This window comes from Odoribacter sp. N15.MGS-14 (genome assembly GCF_000980245.1).
In the GTDB taxonomy this organism is placed as follows: domain Bacteria; phylum Bacteroidota; class Bacteroidia; order Bacteroidales; family Marinifilaceae; genus Odoribacter; species Odoribacter splanchnicus.
On record NZ_LARE01000006.1, the window covers coordinates 17,232 to 39,746 of the forward strand.

At 45.1% G+C, this 22,515-nt stretch carries 12 protein-coding genes; 5 read left to right on the forward strand and 7 right to left on the reverse strand.

What is annotated here, in order from left to right:
- Window position 1: 1 nt before the first annotated feature.
- Window positions 2-784: a glycyl-radical enzyme activating protein gene (locus WS34_RS02080; protein ID WP_013613764.1), complete on the reverse strand. Its 783-nt coding sequence runs from the start codon at window positions 782-784 to the stop codon at window positions 2-4.
- A gap of 327 nt (window positions 785-1,111) precedes the next feature.
- On the opposite strand from WS34_RS02080, the gene WS34_RS02085 reads away from it, so the two are divergent.
- Together WS34_RS02085 and WS34_RS02090 are read left to right on the forward strand one after the other, a co-directional pair.
- Window positions 1,112-5,131 (forward strand): hybrid sensor histidine kinase/response regulator transcription factor, encoded by a 4,020-nt coding sequence (locus tag WS34_RS02085; protein WP_046402946.1) that lies wholly within the window; start codon window positions 1,112-1,114, stop codon window positions 5,129-5,131.
- 35 nt (window positions 5,132-5,166) lie between these two features.
- The gene (locus WS34_RS02090) at window positions 5,167-6,546 is read left to right on the forward strand and encodes an aminopeptidase P family protein (RefSeq protein ID WP_046402852.1); all 1,380 of its coding nucleotides are present in this window, start codon (window positions 5,167-5,169) and stop codon (window positions 6,544-6,546) included.
- 19 nt (window positions 6,547-6,565) lie between these two features.
- Here the strand turns inward: WS34_RS02090 and WS34_RS02095 are convergent, their stop codons facing one another.
- Window positions 6,566-7,060, reverse strand: a complete 495-nt coding sequence (locus WS34_RS02095) for a prolyl-tRNA synthetase associated domain-containing protein (protein WP_013613761.1) — start codon at window positions 7,058-7,060, stop codon at window positions 6,566-6,568.
- Between the two features lie 71 nt (window positions 7,061-7,131).
- Window positions 7,132-8,079: a tRNA modification radical SAM protein MnmL/YtqA gene (gene mnmL, locus WS34_RS02100; protein ID WP_046402853.1), complete on the reverse strand. Its 948-nt coding sequence runs from the start codon at window positions 8,077-8,079 to the stop codon at window positions 7,132-7,134.
- A 71-nt stretch (window positions 8,080-8,150) separates the two neighbouring features.
- Here mnmL and WS34_RS02105 point away from each other — a divergent pair, with 71 nt between their 5' ends.
- Both WS34_RS02105 and ppdK read left to right on the forward strand, forming a co-directional pair.
- Window positions 8,151-10,778 (forward strand): hypothetical protein, encoded by a 2,628-nt coding sequence (locus WS34_RS02105; protein ID WP_286693597.1) that lies wholly within the window; start codon window positions 8,151-8,153, stop codon window positions 10,776-10,778.
- Window positions 10,779-10,994: 216 nt separating this feature from the next.
- A complete protein-coding gene (gene ppdK, locus WS34_RS02110; RefSeq protein WP_022159297.1) occupies window positions 10,995-13,727 on the forward strand; it encodes a pyruvate, phosphate dikinase in 2,733 nt (910 codons plus the stop codon).
- 80 nt (window positions 13,728-13,807) lie between these two features.
- Here the strand turns inward: ppdK and WS34_RS02115 are convergent, their stop codons facing one another.
- The 3 genes from WS34_RS02115 to WS34_RS02125 form a co-directional block, all read right to left on the reverse strand.
- Window positions 13,808-15,307, reverse strand: coding sequence for a RagB/SusD family nutrient uptake outer membrane protein (locus tag WS34_RS02115; protein WP_286693598.1), 1,500 nt, complete (start codon window positions 15,305-15,307; stop codon window positions 13,808-13,810).
- A gap of 9 nt (window positions 15,308-15,316) precedes the next feature.
- The gene (locus tag WS34_RS02120; RefSeq protein ID WP_046402859.1) at window positions 15,317-18,898 is read right to left on the reverse strand and encodes a SusC/RagA family TonB-linked outer membrane protein; all 3,582 of its coding nucleotides are present in this window, start codon (window positions 18,896-18,898) and stop codon (window positions 15,317-15,319) included.
- A gap of 80 nt (window positions 18,899-18,978) precedes the next feature.
- Window positions 18,979-20,154 (reverse strand): FecR family protein, encoded by a 1,176-nt coding sequence (locus WS34_RS02125; protein ID WP_286693599.1) that lies wholly within the window; start codon window positions 20,152-20,154, stop codon window positions 18,979-18,981.
- Between the two features lie 126 nt (window positions 20,155-20,280).
- Between WS34_RS02125 and WS34_RS02130 the strand changes: the two genes are divergently transcribed.
- Entirely contained in the window at window positions 20,281-20,829 is a 549-nt protein-coding gene (locus tag WS34_RS02130; RefSeq protein ID WP_013613725.1) for an RNA polymerase sigma factor, read from the forward strand.
- 106 nt (window positions 20,830-20,935) lie between these two features.
- Here the strand turns inward: WS34_RS02130 and WS34_RS02135 are convergent, their stop codons facing one another.
- Window positions 20,936-22,504 carry a PKD-like family lipoprotein gene (locus tag WS34_RS02135; RefSeq protein ID WP_046402862.1) on the reverse strand — a complete coding sequence of 523 codons (1,569 nt, stop codon included), beginning with the start codon at window positions 22,502-22,504 and terminating at the stop codon, window positions 20,936-20,938.
- Window positions 22,505-22,515 lie beyond the last annotated feature (11 nt).

A 22,515-nucleotide genomic window follows, 5' to 3' on the forward strand; every position in this document is an offset into this window, starting at 1 on the left:
GTTATATCCGAAAGCCTTGTTCCCTGAACATTTCCCGGATATCTTTCAGGTCTTCCTCTTTCAGGCCCGGAAGATCTCCCATTTCCCAATCCATACCGAGCCGTTTGTATTTATCTGCCCCCGTACGGTGGAAAGGGAGCAGATTCACCTCTTTCAAAACAGGCATCGTCTGTAAAAAACGAATCGTCTCCTGCACACTCTTCTTATCGTCGTTAAAACCGGGAATAACAGGTATCCGGACAATCACTCCGGCACCCTGTCCGGCAATTTTTCTCAGATGTTCACACGCCTCCCGGAATCCTTTACCGATGTACGCTTCGAACTTTTGAGGATCGGCAGTTTTTACGTCGTAAAGAAACAAATCCGTATACCGGCATATTTCTTCTAAATATGCTCCGGAAGCCACTCCGGCCGTATCGATACAGGTATGGATACGACGGGCCTTACAAGCTTTGAGACATTCCAACAGAAAAACCGGTTGCAACAAAGGTTCTCCTCCTGAAAAAGTAACGCCTCCTCCCGATTCTTCGAAAAACACCGCATCTTTAGCTATCTCTTCGACTAATTCATCGACCGAAATCCCATAGCCCACCTTCCGGATTTCTTCGAATTCACGGTCTCCTAATTTCCGGACTTGTTTCATCGACACAGTTCCCACAGCCTGACTTTCCGGGTTATGACACCAACGACAATGCAAACGACACCCTTTCAAGAAAACAGTCGTTCGTATTCCCGGCCCGTCATGAATCGCATAACGCTTGATATCGAATATATTTCCACGCATGACGAAATAAATTTAGAATAATAAAATTTATCTCACTCTCAAGATAAAAAAAACACAGAGAAAAATTGTCCTTCGGATTCAGGACAAAGAAAAGAATCCGCTAATATAACCAGCATTCAAAAAGTCCTTTGTAGGAACGGTTCTGCAATATGCGAATTTCATTTAGCATAATCATCGAATAAACATCTCAAAGATAAAAACATTTTTTTATAAAACAAAAATATAAGTATCGAAAATACACTTCAAATGATAATTTTTTTAAATTTGAAGCAAAAAAAAGGAAACCGCCAGAGGGGCATGTGCTACATCACTATTAACCAAATGATTATGAAAACGTTTGTCTTTATCTTATTCTTTCTATCGCTCGCTTCACTCTCCCCGACCTTCGGCATTCCTTCCCAATTTCGCCATTATACGGTTGAAAACGGCTTATCGAGTAATGCTGTACAATGTTTGTTGCAGGACCGGACAGGATATATCTGGTGTGGCACTTCAGACGGTCTGAATCGCTTCGATTCGCGCCATTTCAAAACTTTCCGGCATATTCCCGGCGACACGGCTTCTTTAGGCAATAATGTCATTCATTCTTTATTCGAGGATTCGAAAGGTAATCTTTGGATCGGTACTGAGAACGGTGTTTTCCGCTACCGGGTATCCGAAGAAAAATTTTCGACCTTTCATCTACCGGATATCCCGGACCGGCTTTCTCAAAAAATCATCTACTCGATCAAGGAAGACCAATTGGGAAAAATCTGGATATCGGTTTATGGAAGCGGTGTTTTCCGCTACAATCCTTCGGACGGCAAGATCAAACATTACAGTCACGACATCAACGACGAAAAGAGTCTTATTTCCAATCTGACCACCAAGATTCTGATCGACCACACCGGAGATATATGGATAGCCACTCATGATCAGGGAGTATGTAAATACGATCCCTTCACCGACTCTTTTTTCCGGATCGATGCCACAGACAAACAAAGAGGATATACAGCCCGTTACATTTACGCCTTATGTGAAGATTCTTTCGGAAATATCTGGTTGTGTGATAACGGACTTTTCAAATACGATAAAACAACCCGCAACTGTACGGCCTGCCTCCCTCCTGCTGACGAACCGATAACCTATATCCATTTTATTACCGAAATACAACCGGGTATATTGCTCATCGGTTCCAATAGCGGACTGACACAATATAATCTGGCGGAGAACACTTTTTCTACGATCGGATACAATGTTCTTTTTCCGCAAGGATTAAATGACGGGATTGTCTATTCGATTCTGAAAGACCGGGAAGGAGGCATCTGGGTTGGAACGAATGCCGGAGGTATCAATTATCTTACGCCAGGAACCAATTGGTTCAATACGTTCTGCTATACACCGGGCAAAACAAGTGCCCCGGGGAAAGTCATCAATTCTTTTTGTGAAAATACCGACGGGACGATATGGATCGGAACAGATAATAAAGGGCTTTGGAACTACAACCCACACGACCAATCTTTCACTCCGGTATGTTTAGACGCCAAAAATCCGGACCTCAGCGTGCACGCTTTATATTGCGACCGCCATGAATTGTGGGTCGGGACTTATGCTCACGGTGTGTACCGGTTAAATTCAGCTACCGGTAAAGTGACCAACTATTCGGATAAAAATATCAAGGGCTTGAATCCGGGCAGTGTATACGCTATATATAAAGACAGCTCGGGCAGGCTCTGGTTCGGTACCCAAACCGGCATCCTATATTACGATATCTTCAGCAATTCGTTCGTTACTATCGCCGATCTGGGATACAACAGCTACATCACCGACATCACCGAAGACGCCAACCACACGATCTGGTTTGCTTCGCAAGGCAAAGGATTGATCAGCTATGACCTGAAAACCAGTACCCTCAAATTTCATTCCAACGATCAGACCGGTTTACCACAATCTATCGTGTGCCTGTGCAGCGATCAGGGCAAGTTAAGGATCGGTACGGGCGGATACGGACTTTATACCTACAATCCGGCCGACCATAGTTTTACCCGTCATCCCGATCCGTTATTTCGTACCCATACCACCATACAGACGATCATCTCCAGTTATAATGAATTGTGGATCACGACCAATGCCGGTTTACTCCGGTTCAATACTTTGGATGAAACCATCAGCTATTACAATCAGGAAGACGGGCTCATCTGCCTTCCGTTTACCAACCAGGCCGGCCTGCAAACTTCCGGCGGTCAGATCTATATCGGCGGCAGCAATGGGTTCAATGTCTTCCATCCGCAAAGTATCCGCAAGAATGAAGTAATTCCCCATATTGTTTTTACGGCCTTCCGGCTTTTCAATCAGGATGTAACAATCGGCGGACATTCGGTCCTTCAAGCTCAGATCGACCGGCAGCGCTCGGTCATTCTCCCTCACAACGAGGCCGTTTTCTCTATCGAATTTGTAACGACCAGCTATTGTGCCCCGAGTAAAAATAAATACAAATACATGTTGAAAGGTTTCGATAAAACCTGGAACAACACGGACAATCAAAACAACATAGCCACCTACACCAACCTATCCCCGGGGAATTATACCTTCCAGGTGATGGCCTGTAATAACGACGAGGTATGGAATCCCGAAAAAGCAGAAATCCGGATTACGATTCTTCCCCCCTGGTGGTTATCGAACGGTATGTTAGTCGTTTACAGTATCCTGATCGTTTTAGCGATCGCTTTGGGGTATGCACTTTTATTACAACGGACCAACCGACGCCACCGCAACAAGATCGCAACCTTGCATCACGAGAACGAACGCAAACTGTTCGATGCTAAAATCGGATTTTTCACTCATATTACCCATGAAATCCGTACTCCGGTAACGCTGATCCTGGCCCCCGTAGAGGAGATCATGCGTCAAAAAAACATCCCGGAGGAAATCAGGGACGACCTGGAAGTTGTCAAACGCAACAGCGAACGGTTACTGGACCTGGTGAATCAGATTCTGGATTTTACGAAAGCCGAACAAGAAGCTTTTTCCTCCCAAAACACCTGGTTCGACATCGATGATCTGGTGGAAAAAACTGTACAGCGTTTTACGCCTGCAGCTCAGCAAAAGGGGATACAGCTCACCCACGATACTCCACAACCGATCCGGATTTGCACCGACCGGGAAGCACTGACCAAAGTGTTGAGTAACCTGCTGACCAATGCCATGAAATTTACCAAAGACCGTATTCTGGTCTCCCTCACTGAAAATCCTGAAGCACATACGGTAACGATCTCAGTCGAAGACAACGGTACGGGAATCAAACCTACGGAGAAAGAAAAAATATTCAACCTCTTTTACCAATCGGCCAATAAACCACAACTCCCGAACAAAGGTTTCGGTATCGGGCTAGCCATCGTCAGCCTGTTGGTGAAACGAATGATGGGAAAGATAGAAGTGGAAAGCGAAGAAAACCGGTTTACCCGTTTCCGGATCACGCTTCCCCAGGACGAACAAAACGACCTTTCTATTTCTGTGACCTCTCCGGATAAAACAGCAGAACTCCAGGAAGTAAAAGCTGAAGATCCGATCGAACCTGCCGGAACAGAGAAGACCGACAAAGATGGGAAAAAGGCCGGAACCGTACTGATTGTCGAAGATAACGAAGAGTTTATTTCTTATCTCACCCGTGTCATCGGACAACGATATCATATCCACACGGCCGGAAATGGCGAAGAAGCATTGAAATCACTGGAAAATCTGAAACCGGACATTGTCATCAGCGACGTCATGATGCCGGTAATGGATGGAATAGAATTATGCAAACGAATAAAAAGCGACATCAATCTAAGTCATATCCCGGTGATCCTGCTCACAGCACGCACGGATACAGCAAGTAAAATCGCCGGCCTGGAAAACGGAGCGGATGTCTATATCGAGAAACCGGTATCTGTGAGCTATCTGTATGCACAGATGGTCAGTCTGCTGGAAAACCGGAACAAACTGCGTTGTCTTTTTTCAGAGAAACCTTTCACCCCGATCAATACCCTGACCGAAACACAGGCCGACGAAAAATGGTTTAACCGTTTGAACGAGATCATCCAGGAGAATATCTCGAATACAGAATTTTCCGTCGACCAACTCACCCGAAGTGTCAATATGAGCCGTACCCTTCTGTATGCCAAAGTAAAGGCAGTAACCGGTTTGACCCCGAATGAATTTATCCGGTTGGTACGCCTGCGTAAAGCAGCGGAATATCTGGCCGGAAACGAATATAAGATCAACGAGATCTGTTATATGGTCGGCTTTAACAGTCCCTCCTACTTTGCCAAATGTTTCCAAAATCAATTCGGCGTATTACCCAAAGATTTTATCAACAACACCAACTGACCAAACCCAATATCTACTTATAAAACCATACGATTATGTTCAACAAAGAGACTTACATTCAGAGACGTAACAGACTGAAGAAAGAAATCGGTAAAGGGATTTTACTATTTCTCGGCAACAATGAAAGCGGTATGAATTATGCCGACAACACGTATCATTTCCGTCAGGATTCGACTTTTTTATATTTTTTCGGTTCGGATTATGCCGGTCTTTCGGCTCTGATCGATATCGATGAAGACCGGGAAATTATTTTCGGGGATGAACTGACCATCGACGATATCGTCTGGATGGGCACCCAACCCACGATACGGGAAAAGAGTGCTTCAGTAGGCATCACAGCAACCGCTCCGACCGCCCAGCTGAGCGATTATTTAAATAAAGCGGTACAGCAGGGACGTCGTATCCATTATCTGCCTCCTTACCGGGGTGAACATCAGGTCACCCTACTCCGTTTACTGGGGATTGCCCCTGAAGCGCAAGTTGCCGGAGCCTCTACCGAACTGATCCGGGCTGTAGTCGGCCAACGAAACTACAAATCGGCCGAGGAGATCAGGGAGATAGAAGAAGCAGTAAATATCTCCGCCGATATGCACATCCGGGCGATGCAACTTGTCCGGCCGGGGATGAAAGAATGTGAAATAGCAGCAGCAGTGACAGAAGTCGCTTTACAAAATGGCGGACAATTGTCTTTCCCGGTGATTGCCACCATTAACGGGCAAACCCTCCATAATCATTATCACGGTAATATCCTCCACGAAGGGCAGTTGTTATTGTTGGATGCAGGAGCGGAAAACGGCATGCACTATTCCGGCGACCTCTCGTCGACCATTCCGGTAAGTAAACATTTTACAGAACAGCAGAAAACCATCTATCAAATCGCTTTACAAGCCCATCAGGCCGCAGTTGCCGCCCTAAGACCGGGTATTCCGTTCAAAGAGGTCCATCTGATTGCCGCCCGTACGATTGCAGAAGGGATGAAATCGATCGGCCTGATGAAAGGAGATCCCGACGAAGCAGCCCGTTCGGGTGCTTATGCGTTGTTCTTTCCCTGCGGACTCGGCCACATGATGGGACTCGATGTTCACGATATGGAGAATTTAGGCGAAGTATGGGTAGGATATAACGGACAACCCAAAAGTACACAGTTCGGTTTCAAATCGCTCCGTCTGGCCCGCCCCCTGGAACCCGGTTTTGTCTTTACCATAGAACCCGGCATCTATTTTATTCCTGAGCTCATCGACTATTGGAGAAGTGAAAAACGGTTCTGCGAATTTATCCAATACGACAAACTGGAAGCCTGGAAAGGTTTCAGCGGCATCCGTAACGAAGAAGACTACCTGATCACTCCCGACGGAGCACGCCGGCTCGGCAAATATAAACCGATGACCATCGGGGAGGTGGAAGGGATGAAGTAGGATTGGCGCACTGCGCCAATCAATAAAGTCTGATCCACTCATACCCATTCCCTGTCTGATCCATATAACGGATAAAATCTTCCGTCTTTATAGCCAGAGAAGCCCGGTTATCATTCGGATGAAACGACAATTTCCGGGCTTGTTTCAAATTTTCATCGAGGAAAACATAGACATGGTGTTCCGTATCGTTCACTAATCCGAAAGGACTGACAGATCCCGGCTTCAACCCCAGGTATTTCTCCATCCGTTTTTCCGAAGCAAAACTTAATTTCCCTTGTTTTAATAGTTGTTCCAGATCATGAATCGCCAGATTCCGATCACAATGAAAAATAACCAGGTAATGCCGGTTTCCCTTATGATTCCTGAAAAACAAATTCTTACAATGTGTACTGTCCAAATTTTTCCAATATTGGCGGGCAATCTCGATCGTAGGTGCCTCAGGATGTTCCAGATAATCGAATTCAATACCCAAAGCTTTCAATGTCTCATACACTTTCTCCTGTCCAATCATCATCTCATTTTATTTTTTTCATCTTTTTTCTTTTCCCCTCCTTCATTTTCCCCAAACCTTCAACCTTTAGCTTTTTACCTTTTACTTTTCCCCCTATACCACCTCCCCTGCCACTCTCCTCTCTCACGCAATCTCTTCTCCAGTTTAGCCACAAACTCATAATTCTTTATCCCCCATTTCGGAGCGATCAGATATTCTTCGGGTGATTGATTGACAAAACGTTCCAGATAAACATCCGGCCGGATATGTCCGATCACGTCCACTACAAAATCGAGGTATTCTTCATAGCTATACAACCTGAAAACCTCCGGATGCCGAAGATATTGTTCGGCCATCGCCGTTCCCCGGACAATCTGCAACTGATGTAGCTTCAATACCTGAATCGGCAGATCGCACACACGGACCGCCCCCTCCAACATAGACTCCCGGCTCTCTCCGGGTAAGCCGAAAATCAAATGAGCTCCTATCCGGATACCTCTCTCAGCCGTTTTCCGTATCGCTTCCTCAGCTTCGGCAAAAGTATGTCCCCGGTTGACCGTTCGCAAAACTTCATCATTTGCAGATTCGACTCCATACTCTACACAAACATAACAACGCCGGGACAATCCGGCAATATAATCCAATACGTCATCGGTCACAGCATCCGGACGGGTAGCGATCACCAATCCCACTACATCGGGACAAGTCAACGCCTCCTCATACTTTTGCCGTAACTCTTCCAAAGGAGCATAGGTATTCGAATAAGCCTGAAAATAAGCCAGATACTTCTGACCGATATACTTTCGGGCAAAAAAGGCCCTTCCCTCCCCGATCTGTCGGGATATCCCCGACACAGCCCGGCAATAACCCGGATTAAAACTCTCATTATTACAAAACGTACAACCACCGGTCCCTTTTTTCCCATCCCGGTTCGGACAAGTAAATCCACCGTCGATAGACAATTTTTGCACCCGTTCTCCAAATAATTCTTTGAAATAAGCGGGATAATCATTGTACCGTTTCCGACTCTCTGTTGGCTTCATGCATTTTCTCTTTAGCAGAACAAAAATATCATTTTATTTCTTAATTTTGTTCCCGTAACCACAAACAATAAATGATGAAAACAATCTGCACGGGCATGTTCACGATCATGCTGATCTTTCTTTTCCGTCCCGTCGGAGCTCAAACCGAAGATGCTTTTCCTTCATACATCGAACAATGTTTCAACAACTATTTCAATTTCACCCCCCAGGAAAAAATTTATCTACATACCGATAAACCGACCTACTCTGCCGGCGAAAATATTTGGTTCAGAGCCTACTGCGTAGATGCCAGCTATCATATCCCGACCCAATTAAGTAAATTTATCTATCTCGAACTCATCAACCGTCAGGATTCGATTTTAAAACGTATCCAAATAAAACAGACCGATTCTTGTTTTTATGGCAATTTGACAATTCCATCCACCACCCCTCCGGGAGAGTATTGCCTGCGTGTCTTTACCAACTGGATGCAAAATAACGAAGAAGATTTTTTCTTCAAAAAAAATATACAGATCGTCAGTACAGTGAATGAAGTAAACATTCACACGGCAAGCAGCCGTCAGGACAATGCAATCCGGACGACGCTCACCCTAATCGATAATGCCGGCAAACCTTATGTTCATCAACGTCTGAAAATCACGACCTACCGTCATAAACTAGCGGTAAACAAGACTACCTTGAAAACCGATGAACAAGGATCCGCCACTTTACAATATCCGGTCAGCGACAGTATCGACCGGATTCAGGTAGCGTTCCCGACGGACTTGCCTTTTGCTTTTTCAAGAGAAATCCCTTTATTGAATCTTTCCGACGACTTCGACTTTCAATTCTTCCCGGAAGGCGGTAATTTATTAGCGGGCACCACGCAAACCGTCGCCTTTAAGGCACTGGATGCAAACGGACGTTCGATAGCTGCCGAGGGAAAAATTTACAATAGTAAGGAACAGGAAGTCGTTTCTTTTTCAACCTTTCACCGGGGAATGGGAACCCTGGAACTGACCACCCAACCGGGCGAACGCTACTATGCCCTGGTACATACCGCCACAAACCGGGAAAAAAGAGTCGACTTGCAGATTCCCCAAGCGGAAAATCTGGCCTTGCAGGTTTATCCTCAGGACAACCACCTGATCCTTGCTGTCAAAAAAGGAATTCATTTTCCTGCAGGGAAAACGCTTTATATCGTTATGCACTCCAGAGGACGTCTGTTAGGCGTGCTACCGGCAAAAGACGATTTCGCAGGGGCCTTACCCCTGAACTCCCTACCCGGTGGTACCGTGCAGTTCGTACTAACCGATGCCGACTCACACATTTACAGCCAGCGTTCTTATTTTATAAAGCCGGATCCGCAACCTGTATTACAACTCCGGACCGATAAAGAAAAATACGACAGACGGGAAAAAGTAAACCTGACACTACAGTTTACAGACATCGGCGAGCACCCCCTCGAAGGCAGTTTTTCTCTCTCTGTTACGGACAATACGATGGTTCCCCGTGACACCCTATCGGACAATATCGTCAGTTATCTGCTCCTGACCTCCGACCTCAAAGGGCACATCGAAGCCCCGGGAAGTTATAGTCGTGAAACTCCCGAACACATCGATCTCCTCATGCTCACTCATGGCTGGACCCGTTATGAGATCGGGAAATTCCTGACTGCCACACCTTCTAAAGCCACTTTCAAGCTTGAACAGGGACAAGAAATCCGGGGAAAAATCACCAATTATAGCAATAAGCCGATGGCGAATGCCAGTGTACAAATCTTTATCCCCGGTGAAAATACATTGGGAGAAGTGAAGTCGAACGAAAACGGAGAATTCATCATCCGGGATCTGGATTTCCGCGATAGTACGATTTTTCTGATGCGTGGCTACAAAGAAAAAGGAGGAAAAATGGTAGATATAACTATCACTCCCCGATTATTTAAAGATCCCGTCACCCATTTTACAATCCCCCGGGAAAATAAACCGCTGGGCAAAGAAGAATTTATGGACCAGTTCAAAGGTAGTTATTTCTACCAGAACGGTGTGAAAGTCTATATTCTCGACGAAGCGGTCGTATTACGTCACCGTCCGGAAAGCGTACAACACAAATACGAAGGCCAATACACAGATATGACGGATTACATCCTGGGCCAGGAAGAATTGAGTAAATTCAACACTTCCGGTATCTATCAACTATTATCCCGTCTTCCGGGTGTTATTGTCTCCGGTACCAAAGTGACGATGGCCCGCAACGGAAGTACGCCTCTGTTCATGATCGACGGATTGCCACAGACCGAAGACATGCTGAACGCAGTGATGCCGGAGGATGTGGACAATCTGGGAGTCATCCGTGACGGAGCCCGGCTGACTTTCTTCATGGCCCAAGGCGGTGCCGGCGGTGTGATTGTCATCAATACCAAACATGGCCATTTCACCCCCAAAGCCACTCCAGGATTGATCAAATTCATTCCTTTAGGTTACTCCGAACCGGATGAATTCTACATACCCCAATACAACGACCCGGAAATACTCAAAGCTCCTGAGATCGACTACCGCAGCACGATTTATTGGCAACCGGTCGTCCCGATCGATTCATCCGGGCAGACTTCCCTCTCTTTTTTCACTGCCGACATGGCCGGCAGTTATACCATCACCGTCGAAGGATTGGGGAAAAACGGGGAACCGGTATACCGGCAAACGACAATCCGGAGGGAATGATAAAGAGCCAAGAATTCAAAATTGAAAACGTTTGAGTAATAGATCATTATAAAAATAGAAGCCGATTTTTATAATAACAAAAAATATTCTATATTTGCAACTCTGAATACGCAAGCTCGCGTGGTTTTCAGTTTGTTGTATATCAATAGTTTATAAAAACAATATCATAATAATAAACCTTCCCTCTCAGGGAAATAAATCAAATCTAACAGAAATATGAGTACGAAGTACGTTTACACATTCGGAGACGGAAAAGCAGAAGGCAAGGCAGACATGAAAAATCTGCTCGGCGGTAAAGGCGCCAACCTGGCGGAGATGAACCTGATCGGCCTGCCTGTACCTGCAGGTTTCACGATTACCACTGAAGTTTGTACACTTTACAACCAGAAAGGTAAAGATGCTGTTGTAAAATTAATAGAAAACGACGTTAAAGCCGGTATTGCACACATGGAAAAAATCATGAATGCAAAATTCGGTTCCAAAGGAGAGGCTTTCCCGTTGATGGTATCCGTACGTTCCGGTGCCCGTGTTTCTATGCCGGGTATGATGGACACCGTGCTGAACCTGGGATTGAATGACGATGCCGTAAAATTACTGGCAGAAAAATCAGGAAATGCCCGTTTTGCGTGGGACTCTTACCGTCGTTTTATCCAGATGTACGGCGACGTTGTAATGGGTGTGGCAGCAGCAAAAGGCGAGCACAATCCGTTCGAAGTTGAAATCGACAAGCTGAAAGAAGCCAAACACATCAAACAAGATACTGAATTTACCGTTGAAGATTTGCAGGTATTGGTCGAAAACTTCAAAAAAGTAGTCAAAACCAAAACCGGCAAAGATTTCCCGACTTGTCCGTGGGAACAGCTGTGGGGAGCCATCTGTGCCGTATTCGATTCATGGATGACCGAACGTGCCGTTCTGTACCGTCAGTTGAACCAGATCCCGGAAGAATGGGGTACTGCTGTTAACGTACAGTCTATGGTTTACGGTAACATGGGTAACAATTCGGCTACCGGTGTTGCTTTCAGCCGCGACGCTGCAACCGGAGAGGACATCTTCAACGGAGAATACCTGATCAATGCACAGGGGGAAGACGTTGTAGCCGGTATCCGTACACCGCAGGAAATCACCATCGAGGGTTCACGCCGTTGGGCTAAACTGCAGGGTATTTCCGAAGAAGAACGTGCTTCTAAATATCCTTCGTTGGAAGAAGCTATGCCTCAGGCTTATGCCGATCTGAACGCTGTACAGGAAAAACTGGAAGACCACTTCCACGATATGCAGGATATGGAATTCACCATCCAGGACGGTAAGCTGTGGATGTTGCAGACCCGTAACGGAAAACGTACCGGAGCCGCTATGGTGAAAATGGCTGTCGATATGCTGAAACAAGGTATGATCGATGAAAAAACAGCTCTGTTGCGTCAGGAACCGGCTAAATTGGACGAGCTGCTCCATCCGGTATTCAATAAAGAAGCTCTGAAAAAAGCTCACGTTATTACCAAAGGTCTGCCGGCTTCTCCGGGTGCTGCCTGCGGGCGTGTCGTATTCTTCGCCGACGAAGCCGAAGAATGGAAAAACAGAGGCGAAAAAGTGGTTTTGGTACGCCAGGAAACTTCTCCCGAAGACCTGCGGGGTATGAACGTATCCGAAGGAATCCTGACCGCACGCGGTGGTATGACTTCTCATGCAGCTGTCGTTGCCCGTGGTATGGGTAAATGTTGTGTATCCGGAGCAGGAGATATCGTAGTCGATTATGCAAAACGTAATTTCTCCGTAAACGGAACAATCATCAAAGAAGGCGACTGGATTTCCCTGAACGGTTCTACCGGTGAAGTTTACTTAGGAAAAGTAGAAACAGAAGATGCAACATTAGACGAAGACTTCACGGCCATCATGAATCTGGCTGAAAAATATACCCGTATGTATGTACGTACTAATGCCGATACCCCGAAAGACGCCCGTAAAGCCCGTGACTTCGGAGCCAAAGGTGTCGGACTTTGCCGTACAGAACATATGTTCTTCGAAGGACACCGTATCGACGCTATGCGTGAAATGATCCTGTCCGACACGGTAGAAGGACGCCGCGATGCACTGAACAAGATCCTGCCGATGCAGCGGGGAGACTTCGAAGGTATCCTCGAAGCCATGAACGGACTGGGGGTTACCATCCGTCTGCTCGACCCACCTTTACACGAATTTACTCCGAACGAACCGGCTTCACAACAATATATGGCTCAGAAACTGGGAATTCCGGTAGAACGTATCAAAGAAAAAGTAGATGCTCTGCACGAATTCAACCCGATGCTGGGTCATCGTGGCTGCCGTTTGGGAGTTACCTATCCGGAAATCACCGAAATGCAGGCCCGTGCGATCATCGAAGCTGCTTGTAACCTGAAACTGCGTGGTCTGGATCCTCGTCCGGAAATTATGGTTCCTTTGGTAGGTACTGTGAAAGAACTGAAACAGCAGGCTGAAATCATCAACCGTGTTGCAGCTATGGTATTCGAAGAAAAAGGCGTTAAAGTAGATTACAAAGTAGGTACGATGATCGAAATCCCGCGTGCCGCTATCACCGCAGATCAGATCGCCGAAGTAGCCGAATTCTTCTCATTCGGTACCAACGACCTGACTCAGATGACCTTCGGTTACTCCCGTGACGACGCCGGTAAATTCTTACCGGAATACATCAGGAAAGGTATCCTGAAAACCGATCCGTTCGCTGTATTGGATCAGGAAGGTGTAGGCCGTCTGGTTGAAATGGGTGTGAAACTGGGTCGTAAGACTAATGCAGACCTGAAAGTAGGTATCTGTGGAGAACACGGTGGAGAACCTTCATCCGTCATCTTCTGCGACTCAGTAGGTATGAACTATGTCAGCTGTTCACCGTTCCGCGTGCCCATCGCCCGCGTAGCTGCTGCACAGGCTGCTATTATGCATGCAGGTAAGTAATAAGAATTTATTACAAGCTTAAATATCAAGGACTTCTCAATACTGAGAAGTCCTTTTTTAATAATGATAAAGAATAATCCTCAATAAGTATTCTGTTGAATTTGACCTCGGCTCAGATAAATCTCATTACTGTTTATAGGTTCGGCAAACCGACGATCTTTTAATTCCAACCGATACTCTATCGGCTGGGATTCTTTATTTATAATCAAACCGTCATGTGAATAGAATATACGTTTCAGGTTCACATCATCCAAAGTCGTTTCGTTGTAATTCAACCGCCGGATATCGAACCACCTCAGTCCCCAGGTCAGCTCCCGTACTCTCTCTTCCAGAATTTTCGCAATAGCTTCTTCCTTTGTTGCTGCCGACAACTTAACCTCCGGTCCGGGTGCAATCCTTTTAGCCCGCAATATATTCACCGTTTCCATGGCTTGCTGAAACTTTCCCTGACGAGCCAGGCATTCCGCTTTCGTAAGTATCATTTCCTGTACTGTAGTTCCATAAGGTATACTGGTTCTGAAATAAACATATCCGGGATAAGTATATTTGATATTATGCCTCCATGAAAAATTCTCACACATCAAATATTTATACCGTAAATCATTTTCCGTATCATACAATTTCAGCATTTCCCGGCCAGGACAGAAATAGGCACAGGAAGCAGAAAGGAAATACTGATAATAAAACTCCGCCCACTCTAATTTTACAGAAGGATCGGAACTGGAATCCCACCACAGATAAGGTACTTGCAGTGGTCCCTGACTGGAGCTCTGTTCATTACCATAATACATTTCCGTATTATAATCCACCAGACGGGCATCTGCCTGAAGAGCCAAATCTGCATATTTCAATGCCTGATCGTAATCATGGCAGAAAAGATAAAAGCGGGCCAGAAAACTATGAACGGCAGGTATACTTACCCGCCACCGCCGATTAACATTATCGACCGTAATTTTGAGTGCTTCTTTCAAATCTTCCTCGACAAAACGATAAGATTCCTCCAGATTCATCCGGACCAACGACTGCTCGAAACTGGTGGATGTCTTATGAGGTATTCCCGGTTCTTTCATATTTTCCGGGCTATAGGGAAGACAATAAGTATTCAGCAATTCCCAATTCTGAAAAGCACGGATAAAATGAGCTTCAGCCTTCAAATCAGCCTTCAAGGCCTCATCTCCTGTCACCCGACTCAAATTTTCCAATACCGTATTTGCCGTAAAAATATTTTTATAAGCACTACTCCAGGTTCCGGAACCCGATAAATCGGCCACCTCCTGATTCATCCACAGATAATAAGCGATACCATGTTGATAAAACGGAGCTCCGTTATTGGTTTTATCGTACAAATCCGTTGAAATTTCCGTAATATCCGGACTTAACACCAGGCTGGTATTGCCGGTTGTCGTATTGATTGCAGCCAACAAAGCATCCAGATGTTCCACTTTCGACAGCTCGATATTTGTCTTTTTCGAAGGAGCTATATCCAAAAAGCTGTCACAAGCAGCTCCGACCAACATCCATACCAGAAGGCATAAAATCATTCTCATTTTTCCTCCTGCAATTTTTATATATCTTTCCATATCCTTTTTTTAAAAATTAAATTTTACCCCAACAATAAAAGAACGCTCCGGTTTGACCGTACCCTCCGGAAATTCCGGATCATTTTTATATTTATTCGCTGTAATCAAACCCAGATTATTGATCTGTCCATAAACGGCAGCGGTCCGGAAACCTATTTTCTGTAACCAGACTTCCGGGATATGCCAGGTCAGATTCAATTCCTGAAAACGAATATGATTGGCATTGTGGTACAGATAATCCATCGCATCCGTATAATAACTATCGTAATACATTTGATTGGAGTCTTCGGTATCCGTCAGCAAAGGAGGCATAGCCTTATCCCCGTCCAATAATTTACTTACATCTTTATGTACCCAGATTTTCGAAGTTCCGGTCGTTCCCATCGTCGGATAATTGAAAGAAGAACGTTTGAATTTATGACCGAATTTTCCGGTAACAATCAAAGAAAGATCGAAATTATAAACCTTAAAACCGGTAGTCAGCCCCATAATATGGGGAGCCACCTTTACGCCCTGTGACCTGAGCCAGCCGGTTGCATCCGAAGTATTGTCGTAAACGGTGTTCATCGGCCTCAAACCGTCAGGGCTACTCCCTTCCTCCACACAAGGGATACCGTCCTTATTTACCCCGGCATAATGCCAGGCATATATCGTACTGGCATTTTCCCCCTCTTTAAAGTCACCCCTCAAATAAGTCTTTGCACTATTATCGGTAACAAATAATCTTTCTATCCGGTTCAAATTATAAGCATAGTTGACATTACCATACCATTGGATATCTTTTCCTATAATATCGAGCTGGCTTCCTACTTCCAGTTCGATCCCACTGTTCAGCATTTCCGCATTATTCAACTTTTGACTGGTTGTCCCGTTGGCCGAAGAAATAGAAATCGTCGCGATCAGATCTTTACTGTACTTCCGGTAATAATCCAGTTTTCCGGCCAGTTTACCTCCCCAGAAAGAATAATCGATTCCGATATCTACACTCCCGACCTTTTCCCAGCGAAGTTCGGGATTTCCAAAACTCGCAATACTACCGGTAATCTCATGTTTATAAACATTCTCAACCGAACCGATACTCACCAAAGGTTTAAACGAGGTAGAAGTGTCTACATTTCCATTGTACCCATAGGTCAAACGCAGACGCAGCCAATCGATAAACAAATAATCGCTCATAAAACTTTCCTGTCCCAGATTCCACATTCCTCCCACAGACCAAAAAGGAGCATAACGATATTTAGGATCGTCCGTAATAAAATTCGACGCATCTGTCCGGACGCTCCCACTGATCGTGTATTTATTATCGAAAGTATAAGCGGCATTGCCATATAGAGAAAAGAAACGATCGGTGTTAAATGTAAAGGTACTTGCATAATCATCGACTGTAATCGTATTCCCGAAGAGGTCTTTTATCGCCAGCTTACCGGTTCCGTTAGGGAAAAGTTTGGAAGTCAGCGTCTCGTCATTGTAGCCGTATACCCGGGGAGAGGTATAGGAAGTTGTCCGGCGATGCCGTAATTCGGTTCCTAACACAACATTAAAATCATGTCTCCTGAAAGTCCGGTTAAAATTTACCTGATTCCTAAAAGTATACCCTTGCATTTCCGAAGTATATTGGTCCAGAAACTGCCCTGTCGGATAGGCCGATTTCCCGACGACTCCTGTTGCATCGTTGTATTCGGTATAATAATTCACCGGATTTTTCACTACCCAGGAATCCTCTTTGTAAAGATCCCGCCTTTTGGAATTAAAAATCTCATATTGTAACGAAGAGGAGAAATTCAAGCCTTCCCATAATTTCAGGGTCAGTGCAGCCTGGAAACGGGCCTTGATGTCCTTAGTCGAACGGTCACGGCTTCTGATTTCCTGTAAAGGATTATAAAACCAGTCGGAATAAGGAAAGCCATTACCGACCAACCGCTCCATGGCCGGCAGGTAATAGTCGCGGACAATATGTGTATAAGAACCGTCCCGGTTTGTCAGGTGTTCATAAGGAGAAAGATCGCTTATCGCGATATCGTTTTCATCGGATGCATGGAGGACGGCTCCGTTATTCTGCTTTTTCACATATTGGAACATTCCGGAAATATCTAATTTCAGCCACTTGCAAATATCGCTGTTCATCCGCATATTGAGCATATATTTTTCATCCTGTGTACCAATATAATGGGTTTTGTCTTTTTCATACAATAACGACGTCATGACACCGACTCTTTCTCCTCCTCCGGATACGGATAAATTGTATTGCTGCAAAAAAGGATTTCTCAACAAATGTTTATAAACGTCATCCTTATAATCCGTCTCCTGCAATTCCTGTAAACGGAGCCTTTTCGTGTCTTCGGAAATATTTCCCAGCCGGGCTTCATTCAAAGCGATTTGTGCCCAGGTATAGCATTTTCCGGCCACATCATCTTCTGAGAAAATCCCTTCATTCAAAGCAACCCCATATTTTCCGAAAATCATTTCTTCGTAGCGGATCTGATCTGCAGAAGCGGCTGTAGGATTGGCATAATCCAAATCTATTTTCTGCCGGAAGCGCAAAAAAGTATTAAAGGCGACATTCAGTTTATCTCCTTTGGCCGCTTTGCGGGTAGTGACCACAATCACGCCGTTACCGGATCTGGCTCCCCAAATTGAAGCAGCTGCAGCATCTTTTAGTATAGAAACGCTTTCCACGTCATTCGGATTAATCGTTTCGAATCCTCCTTCCACAGGGAAACCGTCCACGACAATCAGCGGTTGAGCGTTGGCATTCAAGCTCGAGCGTCCCCGGATTTCCAGACTGGCTTTTCCATCTTCTGTCAGAGTGGCCTGAACGCCTGCTGTAGTTCCGATCAGCCGGGATGATAAATCGGAAGCCGGTTTTTCTAACTGCCGCTTGTCGACGATATCGAACGCTCCCGTCGCACGTTCCCGGGAAATCGTCTGATAGCCGGTGATCAGTACGTCATCCAAAGAAGTTATTTCCGGTTTCATCGATATCTCATAATGTTCACGCCCGTCTAAAGGAAACTCCACTGTCTCCATCCCGATGAAAGAAATCACCAATACCACCTTCCCCTTCAAGCCGGCAGGTACTTTAAATTCAAAATGTCCTCCGATATCGGTAGTTACCCCCAAGGTATTTTCTGCCTTCAAATAAACAGAAGCCCCCGGCAAAGGCAAGCCCTTTTCATCCCTTACCGTACCTTGCACTTTCATCTGTTCACTCTGCAAATTTTTTACCGCCGAAGCATCCTTAGCAATAACGATTGCATTTTCACTGACCGTGTACTTCAATCCATTCAGCGACAACACCCGATCCAAAGCCTGCTCTATAGTGACTTGTTCCATATTCAGAGAAACATCGGCAATCTTACGGATATCGTTTACCGTATAAACGATATAATATCCGGAATTCTGCAATATTTGATTCAAGGCTTCCTCCAATGTCACCCGATTCAAAGAAAAAGAATACTTTTCCTGTCCAAAAGATTCGGTAGCCATCACTAAATTAGCGCACAACAAAAAGATAACCGTCATTTTCATGATTAACGTCATTTTCCTCAATTTTCCTCCTCCGGAAGAAAAATAAATCTGCTTTTTTTTCATAATTTTGTAATTAGAGTTAATAAATACCCGCTAAAGGGTTGCTTATTAGTATCCAACAAGGAGTGTTGCCTCACTCCTTGTTATTTATTTTCCCCTGTCCGATAAAGAGTCACCTCGTTGCCTTCTATCGAATAAGTCACATTTTCAGTTAATTTCAAGAGATTCAATATTGTCCCGATATCTTCATAACGACGGGTTTTGATATAAAATTTCAGATCGCCGAATTTCTCCCTGTCATAATGAAAGGTAACCCCATACCACCGACTCAACCGGGGAATGATTTCCTCCAGTCCACAATCATTGAACAAAAATAAACCATCTTTCCAGACGACGAAGTCTTCGGCATCGACCTCTTTTATTACAGTCTTCCGGTTTTCTGCATCATATTTCAACTGTTGTCCGGGCAATAACACACGCTCAGCATGTCCCGGAGCCGAAACAGCCACTTTTCCCGTCAATAAAGTAATCGTCGATGCATTTTCTCCCCGGTATGCAGAAAAATTGAAAGCCGTTCCCAATACCCGGGTCTGTACGTCTCCGGATTTTACGATAAAAGGTCTCTCCGGATCAGGAGTCACTTCAAAGTAAGCTTCCCCGTCCAATTCTACGCACCGTTCTTTTTCTGCAAACTGTACCGGATAATTCAGGCTAGAAGCGGAATTCAACCATACCTTCGTACCATCGCCCAAAACCAAGCGATATTCTCCCCGTAACGGAACCATCAAGGTATTCCTCTCCGGCCAGCCGGTTTTATTTTCCCGACCGTCATATACGATCGTTCCCTTCCGGTGGTCCCAGGAAATTCCAGGTAGCTGTAACGTATCACAATCCTTTTGTAAATCCACCCGACAACCATTACCCAATACTAAAACAGCACAGTTTCCTCCCGGCTTTATTCCAGGTTGTCCGGCCGATTCCGGAACAGTTATCCCTTCCTGTTCCCACCACCAAAAAGCCGACATAATTCCGATCATGACCATCGCAGCAACACCTGCCATCAGTATACGGCGCTTCCAGCAACGCCACTTCAACCTGACCGTCAATTTCTTAAAAGAGCGGTCGGTATCGATCTGTTTCTCCAATTCCATCAAACGTATCACTCCCCTTCCCGAAATAATCCGATCGTAACTCTCTTTATTCATCCGGGAAGCTCGTATCCACTCCTCCAATTCCTGTTGTTCGGTCCCGGTCAGCTTCCCTCCCGATCTTTTTCTGGCAATCAATCCGGCAATATGATTCAATCTGCTCGTATCCATATTTTCATCTTTTATCAGAAAGACACCATTTTTTAAGAAAAAGATTACACCTGTACATTTTTTTTTCATTTATTTTTCTGTTTCCTCTCCAAAAGATTAATTTAGGCGCAGAATTACCTGAGGGGTATGGGGAATGACTTTTTATTTACACGGATAAAACAAGGAGATGAAAAAGCTCTGGAAAAATTCACAAAAGAAAATTATCTCTTTTTTTGTGCTTTAGCCAACCGTTATGTCAACGATGTACAAGAGGCGGAAGATATTGTGCAGGAAGTATTGATCCGCCTGTGGGAAAACAGAAGGCACTATCAGGACATCACCTGTTTACGAAGTTTCGTATATACTATGATCCGGAATCAGTCTTTAAATCTGATCCGGAATCGCAAACGTTCAAGTCAACACTTTCATCTCCTGCCCGAAGAAGAGGAAAACAATTTTTTCAACATTCTCGTCGAGGAAGAAAGCAACCGTCTGCTTTTCAATGCGATAAATACTTTAGCTCCACAAAGTGCGGCCATCATACAACTCAGTCTTCAAGGCTTGAAAAATGAAGAAATCGCCCGGGAATTATCCATCTCCGAGAATACGGTGAAAGTTCTGAAATACCGTTCTCTGAAAAAACTCAGGCAGCTCTTGCATCATCGTATTTTCAACATACTCGCTTTTTATATCTGATTTACACAAAACAACACAGTTTCCTCCCTTTATCAGCCTCCCCAAACGATATACAGACGGTTCACAGATGCCAGGACATCTGTGAACCGTCTTATGCAGATCCGGACTATAACTGACCGGAAGTTTTATAAATCAAGGATACCGGATTTCCCAAATCGACCTCAGCAGGAGTCTGCCAATACAAGCGCTTCTCTTCCGGTCTGTTCTTCATGAGCTTCACATTCAGAATAACAAACTGCCCGTTCGCCAAAGCACATCCCAGCTGAGGTTGTCCCTGAACCGATGCAGTCATATGTTTTACCGGAGCATCGAAATGCCAATAAAACGACACACCGTCTCCCGGAGAAGCATAATTGTAATAGTACATGTCGTTTCCTTTCATCAATAACAGGTACTTATCCGTCGACAAAACATAGGGTAAACAATCCTCATACACGAATCCGGACGGTAATTCCTGAACAGCAAGGCTACCCTCCTCATAGTACAATTCTGCTGTCGAACGTTTTAAAGTAAAGGTCTGTTGTAAGTATTTTCCTCCGGGAGTTTTAAGTATCATATAATAATATCCACCACTCCAATCCCCCCATCCTCTGAAATAGATCAACTCATGATCCCCCAAATCGTTCAGAGGAACAAAACCGTCAGGCCATCCCTTGTCGGCTTCCGGAAAAACAGCTGCATATCCGGCGTAGTTCACCCCCCAAAAATCACGGAAATCAAAAACAGCTGCCAGACGGTTACGGGGATTTGCAGCCGTTCCACGGTCGTGTACCACGGTATACCCTACCGCCTGCCAATCACAATCCAACAAATGTCCACGCACCTCTTCTTCACCGACCAGAACAGGCTCGGTAATAAAATAACCCGAATTAAACAAGGCATCGGAATACTTCAACCGGGTATACAACCGTCCATCTTTATTTTCAATGACATCCAGCCAATGCATCCAGGTTGCATTCACCGGTTCGAACTGTTCCGGGAATACTCCGTCCATAAAAGTCTCCGACAGATAAATATCGCGCAATAAAGTATTCCCGTCGATATCGATACAGCCCGGAGCTCCCTGTTGTAAAATCAGCAACGATCCCGGAGCAGTCCGGGAAAAATGCTCGGTTATCCGGACCGGACCACTACCCAATACTTCCCCGTTCGTTTCTTCGTAGACATCCGGGAAAGTCTGATTATCAAAAACACAATATATCCCTAAATCATCCATCTCGTAAGCAGTAATCATTTCCCGGACAAACCCCAGAGAAGACTGACCGTTCTTCTCAGACAAAATCATCCAGCCTTTACTTTTATAGGGAGAATCTATCCGGAGCGATTTCTGATTGCTGTATACCAATCCGTTTGCCCGGTCGGTTACCCTCAGGATCACCTGTCCCGTAGCTACAGTATCTACAATCCATTCCAGGTTAAGTTCGTCTCCGATCGTTTTACCGGCAAATGTCCACTCATATGCCAAATCGAGTTCGTCCCCGTTCCCGCTTGCAAAATGCAGAACCGGTTTATACCGGACCGTATCTCCCAGAGCTGCCCAGGGATAGGAATCCTGCCCGAAAGGTTCCACCTCGATCGTATTTACAAAACGATAATCGTTATTGCCTTTGTCGTCGTAACACCCTACAGACAGAAAAGCCAGCAGCCAATACAATAAATATATTTTATTTTTCATAGGTATCGGAA